Source organism: Streptomyces sp. NPDC007901, assembly GCF_042959465.1.
Classification (GTDB): domain Bacteria; phylum Actinomycetota; class Actinomycetes; order Streptomycetales; family Streptomycetaceae; genus Streptomyces.
Window position 1 is genome coordinate 801,289 of record NZ_JBIBKW010000003.1, and the last position, 16,444, is coordinate 817,732.

Below are 16,444 nucleotides of genomic sequence, written 5' to 3' on the forward strand. Positions count from 1 at the left end.
GCCGGCCGGGCCCACCCTCCCGCATTTGGAAGGAACCTTCAGTGAAGCACCCCGACGACGACAACGAACTCTTCAACCGGCTGGAAGCCGAACTCTCCGGTGAGCCGCTCCACATCACCGACTCGCCCAGCACCCGCGACCTCGACCTGCCCGACCTGTCGGGCGAGGTGGTCGACCTCGACCAGCTGCGGTCGGCCCGTGCCCAGTTGGCCGACTCCACCGCCCGACCCACCGCCGACCAGTCGGCCGACTCCACCCCCGACGAGTCGGGGAACGAGTCGGCCGACCCGACCGTCCGCCGGTTGGTCGACTTGCCCGCCCCGACCGCGACCGGTCCCGGCTACCTCGGTCGGCTCGCCGCCGCGAAGCGCCGGTCGGTCGTCCCGGTCTGGCTCCAGTCGACCGCCGAACTGCGCACCGCGTCTGCGTGGGTGGCCCGCCACTACGCTCACGCGGCCGGCTACCACGCGCTGCGCTCGCCGGTCTACGCCGCTCGCCTCACCTTCCAGGCTCCGGCCGGGCTGGCGAAGTTCGTGGGCGGCACGGTGCGGTGGATGGCCGACCGCGAGGGCGAACCCGTCCGCCTCGCCGCCGTCCGGCGCGAGGACGCGGCGGAGTACCTGAAGCTGTCCCGGCAGCGCGACGGCCGGGTCCGCCTGCGCACCCTCGTGGCGGTGCTCGGGATGTTCGTCGGCCTCGGGTCGGCGCTCGCCATCTACGTCCTCGCCCCCGACTGGCTTCAGGCTCTGTCGGTCGGCGCGGTCGTGATGGCGCTCGGGTTCGCCGGCCGCAAGGCCGACGCCCCGGTCATCCACCGCGCGGTGGAGATGCCCAAGGCCGTCAAGCTCACCAGTGACATCGTGCTGCGTGCCCTGGGTGCGCTGGGCATTCCGGCGATCAACCAGGCGCAGGGCAAGGGTAGGGACGGGTTCGAGTTCACCGCCCCGATCACCCGCGACGGGCCCGGCTGGCGTGCGGAGGGCAACCTCCCCTACGGCGTGACGGTCACGGACATCATCGAGCGGCGCGAACGCCTCGCCTCGGGTCTACGCCGCCCGCTGGGCTGCGTGTGGCCGGAGGCGGTCGCCGACGAGCACACCGGGCACCTCGTGCTGTGGGTCGGCGACCAGGACATGAACCGGGCCAAGCCCCCGGCGTGGCCGCTGGCCAAGGCCGGCACGGTCGACCTGTTCAAGCCCGTCGACTTCTCCACCGACCAGCGCGGACGCTGGGTCGGGCTCACGTTCATGTACATCGCGGCGATCATCGGTGCGATCCCCCGGATGGGCAAGACGTTCCTGCTGCGCCTGTTCGCCCTGATCGCAGCGTTGGACCCGCGTGCGGAGCTGCACACCTACGACCTCAAGGGAACCGGCGACCTGGACCCGGTCGGGGAACACGTCTCCTACCGGCACCGGGCCGGCGAGGAAGACGAAGACATCGAGTACGCGATCGCCGACATGCGCGAGGTCCGCGGGGAACTGCGCCGCCGCGCCAAGGTGATCCGCTCCCTGCCCCGGGACATCTGCCCCGAGTCCAAGGTGACCAGCGACCTCGCCTCCAAGCCCAGCCTCGGACTGCACCCCATCGTCATCTGCGTGGACGAATGCCAGGTGTGGTTCGAGCACGAGAAGTACGGCAAAGAGTTCGAGGACATCTGCACCGACCTGGTCAAACGCGGCCCCGCAACCGGGATCGTGCTGATGCTGGCCACCCAGCGCCCCGACGCCAAGTCCCTGCCCACCGGGATCAGCGCGAACGCGGGCGTCCGGCTGTGCATGAAGGTCATGGGCCAGACCGAGAACGACATGGTCCTGGGCACGTCCTCATACAAGCGGGGCGTACGGGCCACGATGTTCTCGTGGGCGGACAAGGGCATCGCCTACTTCGTCGGCGACGGCTCCGACGCCCGGATCATCCGCAGCGTCTACGTCGACGCCCCCAACGCCGACCGGATCGCCCGCCGCGCCCGCAAGGCACGCGAGCAGGCCGGAACCCTCGCCGGCTACGCCCTCGGGGAAGCCCCCGAGCAGGTCGCGGGCCCGTCCTACGACCTGCTCGCCGACGTCGCCGCCGTCGTGCCGGAGACGGAGGAGCGGGTGTGGAACGAGCGGATCGCCGTCCGCCTCGCCGAACTGCGCCCCGACGTCTACGGCGGGTGGAAGGGCGAGAACGTCACGTCCGCGCTCAAGCCGCACGGCATCAAGACCCGCGACGTCGCCGGCACCACGGACGACGGAACCCGCACCACCCGCCGCGGCATCGTCCGCACCGACCTCCTCAAAGCGATTGCGGAGCGTAACGGAGAGCCGGGCGCGGCATAGGCCCGGCACGGTGCTACCGGTAGCACCCACCCCTGCTACCGGTAGCACCCCCGCTAGCAGCACAAACCACGCTTCATCTGCGATCTAGCGGATAGCACCCCACCTGCGGAAACCCTCGAAACCGCCTGGAAGGGCCCCTCATGACCCCCGTCGTCCTTGCTATCGCCTGCCTGATAGTCATCACGCTCAGTTACGGCGGTCTATGTGCAGTCTCGCCATTCGGCGACTGCCGCCGCTGCCGCGGCATGGGCCACGCGCTCAAGACCGACCGCAAGGGCCGCATCAAGCGCGGCAAGGACTGCCGCCGCTGCAAGGCCACCGGCAAGCGCATCCGGACCGGCCGCTGGCTCTACAACCGCTGGGCCCGCATCTACCGCGCCGGCACCGACACCCCGGGAGGCACCCGATGACCCTCACCATCTCCGCCGTGCTCCTGTTCGGGGCCGCCTCCGCCTTCGCCATCAAGACCAAGTCCGCCGGAGGCTTCGCCGCCACCGTGCTGTTCCTGTTCGGGTTCTTCGCCGCCGGAACCGGCGCGTACGAGCCCATCCACAACCTCGTGCAGGCCGCTGCCGACTCGCTCGGCCAGCTCGGCAACTGACGGGAGATACGACCATGCCCCTGCCCAACGAACCCATCGTGGCCCGGCACTGGCTTGCCCTCGCCGCGCCCAAGGCCGCCCCCGCGCTGGCGACCACGACCGTGCTCGCGCTCGCCCGAATCTGGAACGCCAACGGCGCCGAACACTCCCTCGGCAACGCCGTGCTCATGACCGCGCTCTCGCTGGCCGCCGCCGGCGCCGGGGCGTGCGCGAGCATCGGCCGAGCCGGAGACCCGGTCATCGCCGGGACCGCATTCGCCGCCTCCGGCTCCCTCGCTCTCGCCGGCGTCGCCGGATACGCCGACGGCATGTCCCTGCCGCTGCTGCTGTGGGCGCTGGCCACCACCGGCGCCTACGCGCTCGCCGCGCGGTACTGGCGGACCGAGCGGCGTGAACGCCTCGCCCACGACCGGCACGTGAGCGACCGGCGCGAGGAACGCGCCCACGTCGAACGCGTCGAGACCCTGCGCGCCACCGCACAGGTAGAGGTCGCCCGCTCCGGCGCCGCGTACGCGGAACAGCTTGCCGCCGCCCTGGTAGCCCGCGCCGCGCTGCCCGGCTTCGACCCCACCGCCCTGAAGCACACCGGACTGCCCCAACTCCCCACCGCCGAAAGGAACACGCTGTGAGCGCCCTCCTGATCCCCGTCGCGGCCCGCATCGCCGCCGCCCTGAACACCGCCAACGGCCACGGCGAACACGAGACCGTAATGCGGCTGATGAAGATCACCGAGGAGGCCGGCGAAGCGTCCGCCGCCTACATCGGCATGACCGGCCAGAACCCCCGCAAGAACATCACCCACACCACCGCCGACGTCGTCGACGAACTGTGCGAGGTCATCATCGCCGCCACCGTCGCCCTGCACTCCTTCAGCGCCACCCCGGCCGCTGACCTCACCGCCAAGCTCGACACCGTCGCCCGGCATCTGAGCAGCGACGTTTAGCTACGCCCGAGGCGGGCGCCGTCTCACCACAAGCCTGCGCCCGCCTCGGTTCTCCAGTCCCTCCATAGAGAACAGGAGACCTCCAGCATGACCCAACGTCGTGCTTCCTGCGAGGGCCGTCCGGCCCAAGCCATCCCATTGAGGGTCCCGGGGGCGGCGGCATGAACCGTCACCTCCTGCATGCCGCCCTCGATGCTGCCGATCGAGGATGGGCTGTTCTCCCGCTCCGTCCCGGTGACAAGCGTCCGGCCCTACACGCTGAGGACGTCTGCCCCGGTATCGGTGACTGCGCGGGCGGTCATCGCAAGTGGGAAGAGCGCGCCACCATCGACCCGGACCGCATCCGCCGGGCGTGGGGCGACCTGCCGTTCAATGTCGGGATTGCGACCGGCCCGTCCCGGCTGGTCGCGGTCGACCTCGACATGCCCAAGCGCAAGTGCAGTACGGACACGCCTAACGGCGTGACGACCTTCACGGCGCTCTGCGAGCGCGCCGGGCACGCCGTCCCCAGCACTCGCACGGTGCGGACCGCGAGTGGGGGGTACCACCTGTACTTCGTGGCCCCGCCCGACGTCCGGCTAGGCAACACCGCCGGACGGCTCGGCAAGCGCATCGACACCCGAGCGTGGGGTGGCTACGTCGTGGCGCCCGGCAGCATCACCAGCACGGGCGCGTACGCGGTCATCAACGACGTACCGCCCGTGCCCCTGCCGGAGTGGCTGTGCGCCACTCTGACGGTTCGTCAGTCGCCGCGGGCACTAACGGCTGCACCGTCAACCGTTCGAGCGTCTCGCTACGCCGCATCGGGCTTGAACGCGGAAACCGCGTCCGTGCGGCAGGCTCCGGAGGGCGAGCGCAACGCCACATTGCTCCGGGCGGCGCGCGCTTTGGGGCGGTTCATCGCGTGGGGCGACCTCACCAGGGAGCAGGTTGAGGAGGCTCTTCAGTGGGCGGGGGAGCAGGCCGGTTTGTCGCCGCGGTCGTGTGAGGCGACGATTCGCAGCGGTCTCAACTGGTCGATTGCCCGCAACGATCAGCGGAGGGCGGCATGAGCACCCGGTCCCGCCCCTCCCTGAAGAGCCACCCTGCCACCCCGGCCGGCCCGTGCGCCGCCGCACAAGCCGCACTCGGTCTGGCCGTGGGCGAGCCGAAAGGCGTCGCCCGCAAGGGTGTCCCTTCTGCTCTTCGTTCTGACGCGCACCGGAGCGACGGTCGTTACCCGATCGCGTGGCTGTGTATCGCCGCACCCCGCGGCGCCGTACCCACCGCCACTTCGAAGTGCCTGTGCGGCAGGGATCGAAGCGCCGTCGGCCAACCGAGGGTGCTCGCCCTGATCGAAGACCACACCGCCCACCGCGACGAATGCCCGCTCCGAACCAATCAGGAAGGGAGGCAGGCGGCATGAGCGCCAATCCGCTGGCACCCGTCATGGACGGCGCCGTACTGCTCGATGAAGTGGAAGCCTTCCACCGCCGCTTCAACATCTTCCCGCTCGCTGCGGCCTACGTCGCCGTTGCTCTGTGGGACGCGCACGCGCACCTGCTCGACTGCTTCGACTCCACACCGCGGCTCGCGTTCCTGTCGCCGGAGCCGGGGTCGGGCAAGTCCCGCGCGCTGGAGATCGTGGAAACCCTCGTGCCGCAACCGATGGTCGCGGTCAACGCGTCCGCTTCGGCGCTCTTCCGGGCGGTATCCGGGATGGAGGGGCGGCCGACGATCCTGTTTGACGAGATCGATACCGTCTTCGGCCCCAAGGCCGGAGAGAACGAACAGCTCCGAGGCTTCCTGAATGCCGGACACCGCCGCTCCGGCGTCATGTGGCGCTGTGTGGGCGACGGCTCCAATCAGCAGGTCCAGGAGTTCCCGTCGTTCTGCGGGGTCGCGGTCGCCGGTCTCGGCTCGCTGCCGGACACGATCCTTACCCGCTCCGTCATCGTCCGGATGCGGCGTCGTGCGCCGAACGAGCGGGTGGAGCCGTTCCGGCAGCGCATTCACGAGAAGGAAGGTCACGCCCTCCGCGACCGGCTCGCCACATGGGCACAGTCCATTCGCCATCTGGTCGACGGAGTGTTCCCGGAACTGCCGGAGGGCATCAGCGACCGGCCGGCGGACGTGTGGGAGCCCCTGCTCGCCGTGGCCGACGCGGCGGGCGGCACGTGGCCGGAGCGGGCTCGCGCCGCGTGCATCGAGCTGGTCGACGCGGCCAAGACCAGCGACAAGGGCAGCATCGGCATCCGCTTGCTCACGGACCTGCGCGACTACGTGTTCAACGGCATCGATCGTCTGCCCACCGTTGCCATCCTCGACAGGCTGCACAGCCTTGAAGAGGCGCCGTGGGCGGACATGAGCGGCAAGCCCCTGGACGCCCGCGGGCTGTCGCGGATGCTGCGGGAGTACATGACCGGGGACAACTCCCCGATCGCGGCCCGCAACATCAAGGCCGGTGGCAGCGTCATGAAGGGGTACTACGCGACCGACCTTCACGACGCGTGGCAGCGCTATTGCCCGCCCCCTGCGGAAAGCGCGCTACTTCCGCTACCTCCGCTACCGGGCAGGTCAGAGCCCTGAAATCGGTAGCGGATGTGCGTTCCGCATCCGCTACCGCGCCGCCCCATCCGCTACCGGTCCCGCGGCCACGATCCCGGGGCCGGTAGCGGCTCTGTCTGCTACCCGCACCCTTATCCGCTACCTCGATCATGCCCTTGACCAGGGCGGTAGCGGAGGTAGCGGAAGTAGCGGACCTGACAGGAACGGGGCCACCGCCCCCGGAACCCTGCCGAGGAGGCACGCCGCATGACCACCGCTGCCGCACCTGCCGAACAACTCCTCTACCGGCCCGAAGAGGCCGCCAAGGCACTCCGGATCGGACGCTCGATGGTCTACGAGGAGATACGCCTCGGTCGACTTCAGACCGTCCGCATCGGCCGCCGCCGGCTCGTACCGCCGGAGTACATCGCGCAGTACGTCGAACTCCTCAAGCGCGAGGCAGAAGCCACCGCCTGAGTTTCACCCCGATTCCACAGGGCCGCGCCCACCAGGGCGCGGCCCTGTCCTATGGAGGCACAGCACAGAATGACCGAGACCCCGAAGCCCCCGAAGAGCACGAGGGCCGGCCACGGTGCGGACACCATCTATTGGGACCCCGCCAAAAAGAGCTACGTGGGGGCCGTCTCTCTGGGATACGCGCCGAACGGCAAGCGCCGCCGGCCGAAGGTGTACGGCAAGACGAAGACCGAAGTCCGCCAGAAGATCCGGGACTTGAAGAAGGAGATGCAGACGGGCGTCAAGGCGCCGGTCAACTACACCGTGGCCGACGCGGTGAACGACTGGTTGGAGCGCGGGCTCAAGGGGCGCGACGAAAAGGGCACCATCGGCAAGAACCGCTCGATGGCGAACAAGCACCTGCTTCCGTTCATCGGCAAGGCCAAGCTGAAGGAACTCAGCGCGGACGACATTGACGACTGGTTGGACGACAGGGCCGAATTCCTCGCGACGCGAACCCTTCGTGACCTGCTCGCCATCCTGCGTCGGTCCGTCGCGCACGCTCAGCGCCGGGACAAGGCCGCGCGGAACGTCGCCCTGCTCGTCACCGCGCCGGAGGGGCGTCCCGGCCGGCCGAGCAAGGCACTGACCCTGGAGCAGGCGAAAGCCGTGCTCACCGCGGCGCGCCCGTCGCGGTTGTACGCCTACCTCGTGGTCTCGCTGCTGAGCGGTGTCCGCACAGAAGAGGCACGCCCCCTCACCTGGGATCACGTTTTCCTGGAGACGGAGGACGGCATCCCGCCTCACGTCGCGGTATGGCGTTCGGTGCGCAAGCACGGCGAGACGAAGACCAGGAAGAGCCGGCGGACCATCGCTCTGCCGAAGCAGGTGGTCGACGTCCTCGAAGAGCACCTGCGCTGGCAGAAACAGGAGCGGGCATCGAGAGGGATGGAGTGGAGCCCGGCCGGCCGCGTCTTCACGACCCGGACCGGCGAGCCGCTCGATGCGGCCAATGTCCGTCGCGACTTCAAGGCCATCGTGAAGAGAGCCGGGCTGCAGCCGGAGTGGACGCCTCGTGAGCTCCGGCACAGCTTCGTGTCCCTGCTCTCCGATCACGGCATCCCGCTGGAGCGCATCGCGCTCCTGGTCGGCCACAGCAGCCAAGCCACCACAGAAGCGGTCTACCGGAAGCAGCTCCGGCCCGTGATCACTGAGGGGGCCGAAGCCATGGACGACATCTTCGCCGAAGATCGGGAAGGGGAGGAGACGGAAGACTCGGCAGAGGACGGCTCCGGAGCCTGATCAAATCCGTTTGGCCCCCTGTTTGGCCCCCCGGGTACGACAAAGGCCAGGTAGTAAATTTACTACCTGGCCTCTGACCAGCGTCGGGGTGGCGGGATTTGAACCCACGACCTCTTCGTCCCGAACGAAGCGCGCTGCCAAGCTGCGCTACACCCCGGTGTCGCTGCTGTACTGCTTGTCGCGGCGACGTCGTTTACTTTAGCCCACTGGTGGCCGGAGACGAAATCCGGTTTAGGGGCGGCGGCCGACGGGGTTCGGGCGGGTGTGGTCGAGGGCTACGAGGAGGACCGCCAGGGCGTAGCAGGAGAGGCCGAGGAGGAGGGCGTTGGCGAGGGTGGCGCGGTAGGTGTGCTGCTCGGCGTCGAGGAAGGGGTAGAGGTAGCGGCCGGGGGTGCCGGGGAGGATCAGTTCGGCTCGGGTGAGGTAGAAGGCCAGGTAGGCCAGGGGGTAGAGCATCCAGCCGGCCGTCTGGCGGAGGTGGAGGCGGGCGGGGGGTGTGAGGAACAGCCAGTCCACCAGGGCCGCCGCGGGCGCCACCGTGTAGAGGAGCTGCAGGGCCAGCCACTGGGGGTGCCACGGCACCGGGGGATGGGCGGCGCCCGGCATGGAGAACGGGGGCGTCGTGTGGCCGAGGAGCAGGTGGTAGACCAGGGCCGAGATCAGCGCGTAGAGGAGTGCCGCGCCGGTCAGGGACGAGGACAGGGGGCGGGCCGCCTGCCAGGCGCGGCGGGCCGAGGCGAGGCTGACCAGGACCAGGAGCAGCGCCGCCTGGATTCCGAAGTAGCTCATGATCCGGCCCGGGCTGCCCAGCAGCAGCTCCAGGGCCACGCCCACCGCGGCCAGCGCGGCCGTCAGCAGGCGGAACACGGCGGTGAGGGGGCGGCGGATCGGGGCCACCACCGCCGTCGCCGGAACGTGTCCGGGCATCAGTACGGGCGTGCCCGGGACCGCGGGGAGGTCCGGGATGTCCCTGGGTATCGGGGCCGTCATGCCCTCAACGTAGAGAGGGGCGGACATGTCCGGCATTTTGGGCTACGCCGAGTGGGTTACTCCCGGGCCACCAGCGTCAGCAGCGTCGCCTCCGGCGGGCACGCGAAGCGGACCGGTGTGTAGCGGTTGGTGCCGCAGCCCGCCGAGACGTGGAGGTAGGAGGTGCGGCCGTCCGCCGTGTGCGTCGACAGGCCCTTCACCCGGTCCGCGTCCAGGTCGCAGTTGGTGACCAGGGCGCCGTAGAAGGGGATGCAGAGCTGGCCGCCGTGGGTGTGGCCGGCCAGGACCAGCGGGTAGCCGTCGGCCGTGAAGGCGTCCAGGACGCGCAGGTACGGGGCGTGCACGACGCCCATCGAGAAGTCCGCCGTACCGGACGGGCCGCCCGCCACCTGCGGGTAGCGGTCGCGCTTGATGTGCGGGTCGTCCAGACCCGTCAGCTCGACCGAGACACCCTCGATCTTGAGGACACCCCGGGTGTTCGTCAGGTTCAGCCAGCCCGCCCCGTCGAAGCCGTCCCGGAGGTCCTCCCACGGGTTGTGGATCACGCCGACGGCCGGCGGGTTGCCGTTCAGGCCGTGCTTGCCGCTCGCCTTCTCCACCAGGTAGCGGGCGGGGTTGCGGGGGACCGGGCCGTAGTAGTCGTTGGAGCCGAAGACGTACGCGCCCGGGAACTCCATCAGCGGGCCGAGCGCGTCCAGGACCTCCGGGACGCCCTCCGGGTCGGACAGGTTGTCGCCCGTGTTGAGCACGAAGTCCGGGCGCAGGCCCGCCAGCGACCGCAGCCAGCGCTGCTTCTTGCGCTGACCGCCGACCATGTGGATGTCGGAGACCTGGAGCACGCGCAGCGGGCGCATCCCCGGCGGGAGGACCGGGACCGTCACCCGGCGCAGGCGGAACGAACGGACCTCGAAGCCGGCCGCGTACAACACACCGGCGGCGCCGAACGCCGCGATTCCCAGGGGTACTCCGTATCGAGCGCGCATACGACCATCGTGTCAGACCGGGAGCGGGGCCCGGGACCGCCCTGTCCCACGGTCGCCCCACGGGTGTCTCACGGACGTCCAACGGGCGGGGGTAAAAAGGTCGGGCGGTCGGCTTGCGGCACCTGCGACAATCGGTGTCATGACCACCACGCTCAAGTCGAAGCTGCACGACGACCTCAACGTCGCGATCAAGGGCCGCGACGAGCTCCGCTCGTCCACGCTCCGGATGACGCTCGCCGCGATCACCAACGAGGAGGTCGCGGGCAAGCAGAAGCGCGAGCTCTCCGACGACGAGGTGCTCAAGGTGATCGCCAAGGAGGCGAAGAAGCGCCGCGAGGCGGCCGAGGCCTTCGCGCAGGGCGGCCGTGCCGAGAGCGCCGAGCGGGAGAAGGCGGAGGGCGCGGTCCTCGCCGAGTACCTGCCGAAGCAGCTCGACGACGCGGAGCTGGACGCGGTCGTCGCCCAGGCCGTCGCGGAGGCGAAGGCGGCGGGCGCCGAGGGGCCGCGGGCCATGGGCGCCGTGATGAAGATCGTGAACCCGAAGGTGGCCGGTCTGGCCGAGGGCGGCCGGGTCGCCGCCGCGGTCAAGAAGCACCTCCAGGGCTGAGACAGGGCTGAGACAGCCCCGGAAGCAGAGCAGACGGTACGACGGCGGGGCCGCACCTCGAAGAAGGAGGTGCGGCCCCGCCGTCGTACCGGAAGAGCGGCTCAGGCGCCGGAGGTCAGCCCCGGCCGCCGCCGTTCCCGTTGTTCCCGCCGTTCCCGTTCCCCTGGATGAAGCCGTCGGGGAAGGAGAAGGTCGGGGTCGGGGAGGTGCCGCCGTTCGTCGAGCCGTCCGTCGTACCGCCGTCGCTCGTGTCGCCGATGAGACCGCCGATCAGGCCGCCCGTGTTGTCGCCGTTCCCGTTGCCGTTGCCGTTGCCCTTGTCGTGGTCGTCGTCGTCCGGGATGTCGACGAGGTTGAAGGACTCGTCCGCCTTGCCCACCAGGGCGCCGGTCATGGCGTCCTTCCAGATCGGGCCGGGAGTGTCGGCGCCGTAGACCTCGGAGTGGTAGACGCCGCCGATGGTGATGTTGGTCATCTCGATGTTCTGCTTGGCGCTGCCGACCCAGACCGCGCCCGCGAGGTTCGGCGTGTAGCCGACGAACCAGGCGTTCTTGCGGGAGTCCGTCGTACCCGTCTTGCCGGCGCTCTCCCGGTCGTCCAGACCGGCCTGCTGGCCGGTACCGGAGTCGATCACACCGCGCAGCAGGGTGTTGATGGTGTCCGCGGTCTTCTCGCTCATCGCACGCGAGCAGGTCGACTTCGGGACCGCCAGCGACTTCTCCTCGTTGCCGACCTTCTGGGTGATCGACTCGATGGCGACCGGCGTGCAGTACATACCGCGGTCCGCGAAGGTGGCGTACGCGCTCGCCATGGTCAGCGGCGAGAGGCCGATCGCGCCGAGGGCGATGGCCGGGGTCTGCGGGAGCTTCGAGCCGTCGCCCTGGTGGACGTGGAGCGCGTCGGTCATCTTGACCACCGGGCACAGGCCGATGTCGGAGATGAGCTGGACGAAGTAGGTGTTGATCGACTTCGCCATGGCCTTCTTCATGGCGTACGGCCCGACCTCGGACTCGTTCTCGTTCTCGACCTGCTCGCCCGTCGTGTTGACCCACTGCTTGCCGTCGCACTGCTGGACGGGGCTCGGGTAGTTCATCTTGTACGGCGACGAGTACTTCTGCGTCGCCGACTTGCCGCCCTCGATCGCGGCCGCGGCCACGAACGGCTTGAACGTCGAACCCGTCGGGAAGCCGTAGTTGGAGCCGCCGTAGTCCCGGTCGACCGAGAAGTTGTACTCGGTCTCGTTCTTGCTGTAGCCGTACGGCTTCGACTGGCCCATCGCCAGGATCTTGCCGGAGCCGGGCTCCACGAGGGTGGCGGCCGCCGCGACCGAGTCGGACTTGTAGACGTGGTCCTTGACCGACGTCTGCACCGACTCCTGGGCCTGCGGGTCCAGCGTCGTACGGATGGTCAGACCGCCCTGGTTCCAGAGCTTGGCGCGCGCCTCGCGGGTCTTGCCGAAGACCGGGTCGGTGAGGAAGACGTTCTCGACGTACTTGCAGAAGAACCCGGCGCCCTTGACGGCGGTGATGCAGCCGTTCTTCGGTTGGGTGATCTTCAGCCCGAGCGGCTTCTCCTTGGCCTTGTCCGCCTCCGCCTGGGAGACGTCACCCAGCTGGGCCATGCGCTCCAGCACGACGTTGCGCCGCTTGGTGGCCTCGGCCTCGTCGTTGACCGGGTCGTAGCGGCTGGGCGACTGGACGATGCCGGCCAGCAGGGCGGACTGCTCCAGGGTCAGATCCTTGGCGTGCTTGGAGAAGTACCGCTGGGAGGCGGCCTCGATGCCGTAGGCCTGCTCGCCGAAGAAGGTGATGTTCAGGTAGTTCTCGAGGATCTTCTTCTTGCCGAGCTTCTCCTCCAGCTGGATCGCGTACTTCAGCTCCTTGACCTTGCGGCCGAGGGTCTGCTGGGTGGCCTGGGCGACCTTCGTCGGGTCGTCGCCGGCCTCCTCGATGAAGTAGTTCTTCACCAGCTGCTGGGTGAGCGTGGACGCGCCCTGGGAGACCCCGCCGCTCTGCGCGTTCTTGTTCAGCGCGCGCAGCACGCCCTTCAGGTCGATGGCGCCGTGCTGGTAGTAGCGGGAGTCCTCGATCGCGACGATCGCCTTCTGCATGTACGGCGAGATGTCCTTGAGGTCCACCACCGTGCGGTCACGGGAGTAGACCTGGGCGATCTGGTTGCCCTTGCTGTCGAGGATCGTGGTCCGCTGACTGAGCTGCGGGCTCTTCAGGTTGGCCGGGATCTCGTCGAAGCCCTGGACCGAACCCTTGGCCGCGAGGCCCAGGGCGCCGGCCGCGGGCAGCGCGATGCCCGCCATCACGGCTCCCGCGAGCACACTGACACCGAGGAACTTGGCGGCCTGCTGCGTGGTCGACAGGCCACCGCCCGAGCGCTTCTTTGGCATGGGGGCAGCCTAATCCGTGGGGATGAGCATTCCGGGTGAGCGGGTGGCCCTCGGGATGTTCAAGTGCCGGATCGTGACATAGAGGGCGACACCGCGGACTGTGTCCCAGGGCACGGCGGCATGAACGGTCTACCTTGCCATTCGCCGGACACGCGTACAGGCCTTGGCCTAAGCTGCTCTCAACTGTCACAGCAGTGCGGCCACGTATCAATACGTCCGGCGACCCCGAATCGTTTCGGAACCCGACCACTTTTTTTCGGGTGATGTGTTGATGGCGTGTCCGAATCCGCCTCCTGTGTCACCGGGCGTCCGTTGTGGCGCACCACAGCTGTACCGGTTTGCCGGGATGATCACGCATGTCGCCAGCTCACTCCCGCGGGTGATCTGCCGCTTACCCATAGTCCGTTCGGGCCATTCAAGATTGGGCCCGAAGGGGGTGTTGCGCTGTGCCCACCTTCCGTAACGTCCTCAACTGGCGGCGGTGAATATGCCGCTGCCGCCGTGGGGGAGCCTCGATTCGGGAGAGGACGGCGCCGGTATGGGCTGGGTAACCGACTGGAGTGCGCAGGCTGCCTGCCGCACTACCGATCCGGATGAACTGTTCGTTCAAGGAGCAGCGCAGAACAGGGCCAAGGCGGTGTGCACCGGATGTCCGGTACGCACGGAATGCCTGGCCGATGCGCTGGACAATCGCGTCGAGTTCGGCGTGTGGGGAGGCATGACGGAGCGGGAGCGCCGCGCACTGCTGCGCAGGCGGCCCACCGTGACCTCCTGGCGTCGGCTCCTGGAGACAGCGCGCTCGGAGTACGAGCGGGGGACCGGGATCGTCCCCCTCGACAACGACGAGGTATACGAGAACTACGCGGCCGTGAGCTAGACCGCACAGGTCAGCTGGACCGCACAGGTCTAGGGCAGCTCCGGCCGGCCGGCCGCGAGCCGGTCACCGATGTCCCGCAGTCCCGCGAGGTCATGTACATCGCCGGGCAACGCGGCCACCTCCACCACGGCCACCTCGGGGTGGCGCGCGGTGAAGCGGTCACGTGTGCGCTGCTCGCGGGAGAGCACCTGCATGCGCTCGGCGTGCAGCCTCAGCAGGCCTGCGGTGAGCTGGTCGACGGTGCGGTCCGAGTCTTCTGACGAGTCCGGGTCTGCAGATGAGTCCGGTTCGTCTGACGAGGGGGATTCGTCAGTCTTGTCCGCCTGCCCTGACGAGGGGGATTCGTCGGGCCGGGACTCGGACGGCGCGGGCGCGGGTGATTCAGAACTGCCGTACGTGTCGGGAGAGTTACGAAGTCCAGCTTTCCCGCCACCCTGATCGACAATGCGGGGCTCTTCAAGATTTTCCGCGGCGGCGAGCGCCCGCTCGGCCGACAGCCGGTCGGCGTCGCTGCCGTGGACACGGTTGAGGACCAGCCCGACCAGCGGCATGTCCTCGGCGGCCAGCCGCTCCACGAAGTACGCGGCCTCCCGCAGCGCGTCCCGCTCGGGAGCCGCCACCACCAGGAACGCTGTACCGGGCGCCTGAAGCAGCTTGTACGTCGCGTCCGCGCGCGTGCGGAACCCGCCGAACGTCGTGTCCATCGCGGCCACGAACGTCTGGACGTCCTTCAGCAGTTGCCCGCCGAGCAGCTTGCCCAGGGTGCCGGTCATCATCGACATGCCGACGTTCAGGAAGGCCATGCCCGCGCGGCCGCCCAGCTTGGCCGGGGCGGTGAGCAGCCGGATCAGCTTGCCGTCCAGGAAGGAGCCGAGGCGTTTCGGCGCATCGAGAAAGTCCAGCGCCGAACGGGAGGGCGGCGTGTCGACCACGATCAGGTCCCACTCGTCCCGGGCCCGCAGCTGGCCCAGCTTCTCCATCGCCATGTACTCCTGCGTGCCCGCGAAGCCCGCCGAGAGCGACTGGTAGAAGGGGTTGGCCAGGATGGCGGCGGCCCGCTCCGCGTCCGCGTGCGCCTCGACGACCTCGTCGAAGGTGCGTTTCATGTCGAGCATCATGGCGTGCAGTTCGCCGGTGCCGTCGGTGCCCTTCACCTTGCGCGGCACGTTGTCGAGCGAGTCGATGCCCATGGACTGCGCCAGCCGCCTGGCCGGGTCGATGGTGAGCACCACCACCTTGCGGCCGCGCTCGGCCGCCCGCAGGCCCAGCGCCGCCGCGGTGGTGGTCTTCCCGACCCCGCCCGAGCCGCAGCACACCACGATCCGGGTCGCCGGGTCGTCGAGCAGCGGATCGACGTCGAGCGCCGGCGCGTGGGCCAGCCGCCGCGTGCCGTCCTGCGCCGGTTCCTGTGCCGGTTCCCGCGTCGGCCCCTGTGCCGGGTCCGGATCCGGAGTCATGACATCCCCTGTTCCCGCAGCTCGGTCGCGAGTTCGTACAGGCCCGCCAGGTCCATCCCCTCGGCGAGCAGCGGCAGTTCGTGCCGCGGCAGGTCCAGCTCGGCGAGGACCGCGCGCTGCTCGTGCTCCAGCGCGTACCGCTCGGCGTACTCGGCGGCCTGCCGCACCAGCGGGTTCACCAGCTGCTCGGCCTTGCCGCCGCGCCGCGCCCCGCCGAGGCCCGCGGCCGACAGCGCCTGTGCGACGGCGGTGCGCGGCACGGTCCGCACGAGTTCCAGATCGGCCGCGTCCAACACCTCCGGCCGGACCATGTTCACGATGACCCGGCCCACCGGCAGCCGCGCGGCCCGCAGTTCGGCGATGCCGTCGGCGGTCTCCTGGACCGGCATCTCCTCCAGCAGGGTGACCAGGTGCACAGCCGTCTCCTTGGACTTGAGCACCCGCATCACGGCCTGCGCCTGGTTGTGTATCGGGCCGATCTTCGCCAGCCCGGCCACCTCGTCGTTGACGTTCAGGAAGCGGGTGATGCGGCCGGTCGGCGGCGCGTCCATGACGACGTAGTCGTACACGAACCGGCCGGCCTTGTCCTTCCTGCGCACCGCCTCGCACGCCTTGCCGGTGAGGAGTACGTCCCTCAGGCCGGGCGCGACGGTGGTGGCGAAGTCGATCGCGCCGAGCTTCTTCAGTGCCCGGCCGGCCCCGCCGAGCTTGTAGAACATCTGGAGATAGTCCAGAAGGGCCAGTTCGGGATCGATGGCGAGGGCGAAGACCTCGCCGCCGCCCGGCGCGACGGCGATCTTCCGCTCCTCGTAGGGCAACGCCTCCGTCTCGAAGAGCTGGGCGATGCCCTGCCGGCCCTCGACCTCCACGAGAAGCGTCCGCTTCCCCTCGGTCGCGAGGGCCAGCGCGAGTGCGGCGGCGACCGTCGTCTTTCCGGTCCCGCCCTTGCCGCTGACGACCTGGAGCCTGCTCACGTC

The 16,444-nt window shown here is 69.5% G+C and carries 16 protein-coding genes and 1 tRNA gene; 11 read left to right on the plus strand and 6 right to left on the minus strand.

Annotated elements, in window-relative coordinates; all coding sequences use genetic code 11:
- Window positions 1-41 precede the first annotated feature (41 nt).
- The 9 genes from ACFZDK_RS13895 (at window position 42) to xerC (ending at window position 8,152) form a co-directional block, all read left to right on the plus strand.
- Window positions 42-2,324, plus strand: coding sequence for a cell division protein FtsK (locus tag ACFZDK_RS13895; RefSeq protein WP_390972283.1), 2,283 nt, complete (start codon window positions 42-44; stop codon window positions 2,322-2,324).
- A gap of 140 nt (window positions 2,325-2,464) precedes the next feature.
- Window positions 2,465-2,734 carry a hypothetical protein gene (locus ACFZDK_RS13900; RefSeq protein ID WP_390972285.1) on the plus strand — a complete coding sequence of 90 codons (270 nt, stop codon included), beginning with the start codon at window positions 2,465-2,467 and terminating at the stop codon, window positions 2,732-2,734.
- Entirely contained in the window at window positions 2,731-2,925 is a 195-nt protein-coding gene (locus tag ACFZDK_RS13905) for a hypothetical protein (protein ID WP_390972286.1), read from the plus strand. Before ACFZDK_RS13900 ends, ACFZDK_RS13905 begins: the two co-directional genes overlap by 4 nt.
- 14 nt (window positions 2,926-2,939) lie before the next feature.
- Complete coding sequence (locus ACFZDK_RS13910; RefSeq protein WP_390972288.1) at window positions 2,940-3,554, plus strand: hypothetical protein; 615 nt, start codon at window positions 2,940-2,942, stop codon at window positions 3,552-3,554.
- Entirely contained in the window at window positions 3,551-3,868 is a 318-nt protein-coding gene (locus ACFZDK_RS13915; RefSeq protein ID WP_390972290.1) for a MazG-like family protein, read from the plus strand. Before ACFZDK_RS13910 ends, ACFZDK_RS13915 begins: the two co-directional genes overlap by 4 nt.
- 161 nt (window positions 3,869-4,029) lie before the next feature.
- Complete coding sequence (locus ACFZDK_RS13920; RefSeq protein ID WP_390972291.1) at window positions 4,030-4,920, plus strand: bifunctional DNA primase/polymerase; 891 nt, start codon at window positions 4,030-4,032, stop codon at window positions 4,918-4,920.
- Window positions 4,921-5,269: 349 nt separating this feature from the next.
- Entirely contained in the window at window positions 5,270-6,436 is a 1,167-nt protein-coding gene (locus ACFZDK_RS13925; RefSeq protein ID WP_390972293.1) for a DUF3631 domain-containing protein, read from the plus strand.
- 225 nt (window positions 6,437-6,661) lie between these two features.
- Window positions 6,662-6,871 (plus strand): helix-turn-helix domain-containing protein, encoded by a 210-nt coding sequence (locus tag ACFZDK_RS13930; protein WP_390972294.1) that lies wholly within the window; start codon window positions 6,662-6,664, stop codon window positions 6,869-6,871.
- 69 nt (window positions 6,872-6,940) lie between these two features.
- A complete protein-coding gene (xerC, locus tag ACFZDK_RS13935; RefSeq protein ID WP_390972296.1) occupies window positions 6,941-8,152 on the plus strand; it encodes a tyrosine-type recombinase/integrase in 1,212 nt (403 codons plus the stop codon).
- Window positions 8,153-8,235: 83 nt separating this feature from the next.
- Here the strand turns inward: xerC and ACFZDK_RS13940 are convergent.
- The 3 genes from ACFZDK_RS13940 to ACFZDK_RS13950 form a co-directional block, all read right to left on the minus strand.
- Window positions 8,236-8,309: transfer RNA gene (locus ACFZDK_RS13940), tRNA-Pro, on the minus strand.
- Window positions 8,310-8,383: 74 nt separating this feature from the next.
- Window positions 8,384-9,142, minus strand: coding sequence for a Pr6Pr family membrane protein (locus ACFZDK_RS13945; RefSeq protein ID WP_390972298.1), 759 nt, complete (start codon window positions 9,140-9,142; stop codon window positions 8,384-8,386).
- A 56-nt stretch (window positions 9,143-9,198) separates the two neighbouring features.
- Window positions 9,199-10,125 carry a metallophosphoesterase gene (locus ACFZDK_RS13950; protein WP_355712574.1) on the minus strand — a complete coding sequence of 309 codons (927 nt, stop codon included), beginning with the start codon at window positions 10,123-10,125 and terminating at the stop codon, window positions 9,199-9,201.
- 139 nt (window positions 10,126-10,264) lie between these two features.
- On the opposite strand from ACFZDK_RS13950, the gene ACFZDK_RS13955 reads away from it, so the two are divergent.
- On the plus strand, window positions 10,265-10,732 hold the full coding sequence (locus ACFZDK_RS13955; protein ID WP_390972299.1) for a GatB/YqeY domain-containing protein: 468 nt from the start codon (window positions 10,265-10,267) through the stop codon (window positions 10,730-10,732).
- A 115-nt stretch (window positions 10,733-10,847) separates the two neighbouring features.
- Here ACFZDK_RS13955 and ACFZDK_RS13960 read toward each other — a convergent pair whose 3' ends face one another.
- The gene (locus ACFZDK_RS13960) at window positions 10,848-13,133 is read right to left on the minus strand and encodes a transglycosylase domain-containing protein (RefSeq protein ID WP_390972300.1); all 2,286 of its coding nucleotides are present in this window, start codon (window positions 13,131-13,133) and stop codon (window positions 10,848-10,850) included.
- Window positions 13,134-13,671: 538 nt separating this feature from the next.
- On the opposite strand from ACFZDK_RS13960, the gene wblA reads away from it, so the two are divergent.
- Window positions 13,672-14,010: a transcriptional regulator WblA gene (gene wblA, locus ACFZDK_RS13965; RefSeq protein ID WP_063777071.1), complete on the plus strand. Its 339-nt coding sequence runs from the start codon at window positions 13,672-13,674 to the stop codon at window positions 14,008-14,010.
- Between the two features lie 29 nt (window positions 14,011-14,039).
- Here the strand turns inward: wblA and ACFZDK_RS13970 are convergent, their stop codons facing one another.
- Complete coding sequence (locus tag ACFZDK_RS13970; protein ID WP_390972301.1) at window positions 14,040-15,467, minus strand: ArsA-related P-loop ATPase; 1,428 nt, start codon at window positions 15,465-15,467, stop codon at window positions 14,040-14,042.
- Window positions 15,464-16,441: an ArsA-related P-loop ATPase gene (locus tag ACFZDK_RS13975; RefSeq protein ID WP_390972303.1), complete on the minus strand. Its 978-nt coding sequence runs from the start codon at window positions 16,439-16,441 to the stop codon at window positions 15,464-15,466. The genes ACFZDK_RS13970 and ACFZDK_RS13975 overlap by 4 nt, the downstream gene beginning before the upstream one ends.
- Between the last annotated feature and the right edge of the window lie 3 nt (window positions 16,442-16,444).

Coding starts and splice junctions, on each gene's coding strand:
- ACFZDK_RS13925 (WP_390972293.1), top strand. CDS start 5,270: ATGAGCGCCAATCCGCTGGCACCCGTCATGGACGGCGCCGTACTGCTC.
- ACFZDK_RS13950 (WP_355712574.1), bottom strand. CDS start 10,125: ATGCGCGCTCGATACGGAGTACCCCTGGGAATCGCGGCGTTCGGCGCC.
- ACFZDK_RS13945 (WP_390972298.1), bottom strand. CDS start 9,142: ATGACGGCCCCGATACCCAGGGACATCCCGGACCTCCCCGCGGTCCCG.
- wblA (WP_063777071.1), top strand. CDS start 13,672: ATGGGCTGGGTAACCGACTGGAGTGCGCAGGCTGCCTGCCGCACTACC.
- ACFZDK_RS13900 (WP_390972285.1), top strand. CDS start 2,465: ATGACCCCCGTCGTCCTTGCTATCGCCTGCCTGATAGTCATCACGCTC.
- ACFZDK_RS13960 (WP_390972300.1), bottom strand. CDS start 13,133: ATGCCAAAGAAGCGCTCGGGCGGTGGCCTGTCGACCACGCAGCAGGCC.
- xerC (WP_390972296.1), top strand. CDS start 6,941: ATGACCGAGACCCCGAAGCCCCCGAAGAGCACGAGGGCCGGCCACGGT.
- ACFZDK_RS13955 (WP_390972299.1), top strand. CDS start 10,265: ATGACCACCACGCTCAAGTCGAAGCTGCACGACGACCTCAACGTCGCG.
- ACFZDK_RS13920 (WP_390972291.1), top strand. CDS start 4,030: ATGAACCGTCACCTCCTGCATGCCGCCCTCGATGCTGCCGATCGAGGA.
- ACFZDK_RS13910 (WP_390972288.1), top strand. CDS start 2,940: ATGCCCCTGCCCAACGAACCCATCGTGGCCCGGCACTGGCTTGCCCTC.
- ACFZDK_RS13970 (WP_390972301.1), bottom strand. CDS start 15,467: ATGACTCCGGATCCGGACCCGGCACAGGGGCCGACGCGGGAACCGGCA.
- ACFZDK_RS13930 (WP_390972294.1), top strand. CDS start 6,662: ATGACCACCGCTGCCGCACCTGCCGAACAACTCCTCTACCGGCCCGAA.
- ACFZDK_RS13905 (WP_390972286.1), top strand. CDS start 2,731: ATGACCCTCACCATCTCCGCCGTGCTCCTGTTCGGGGCCGCCTCCGCC.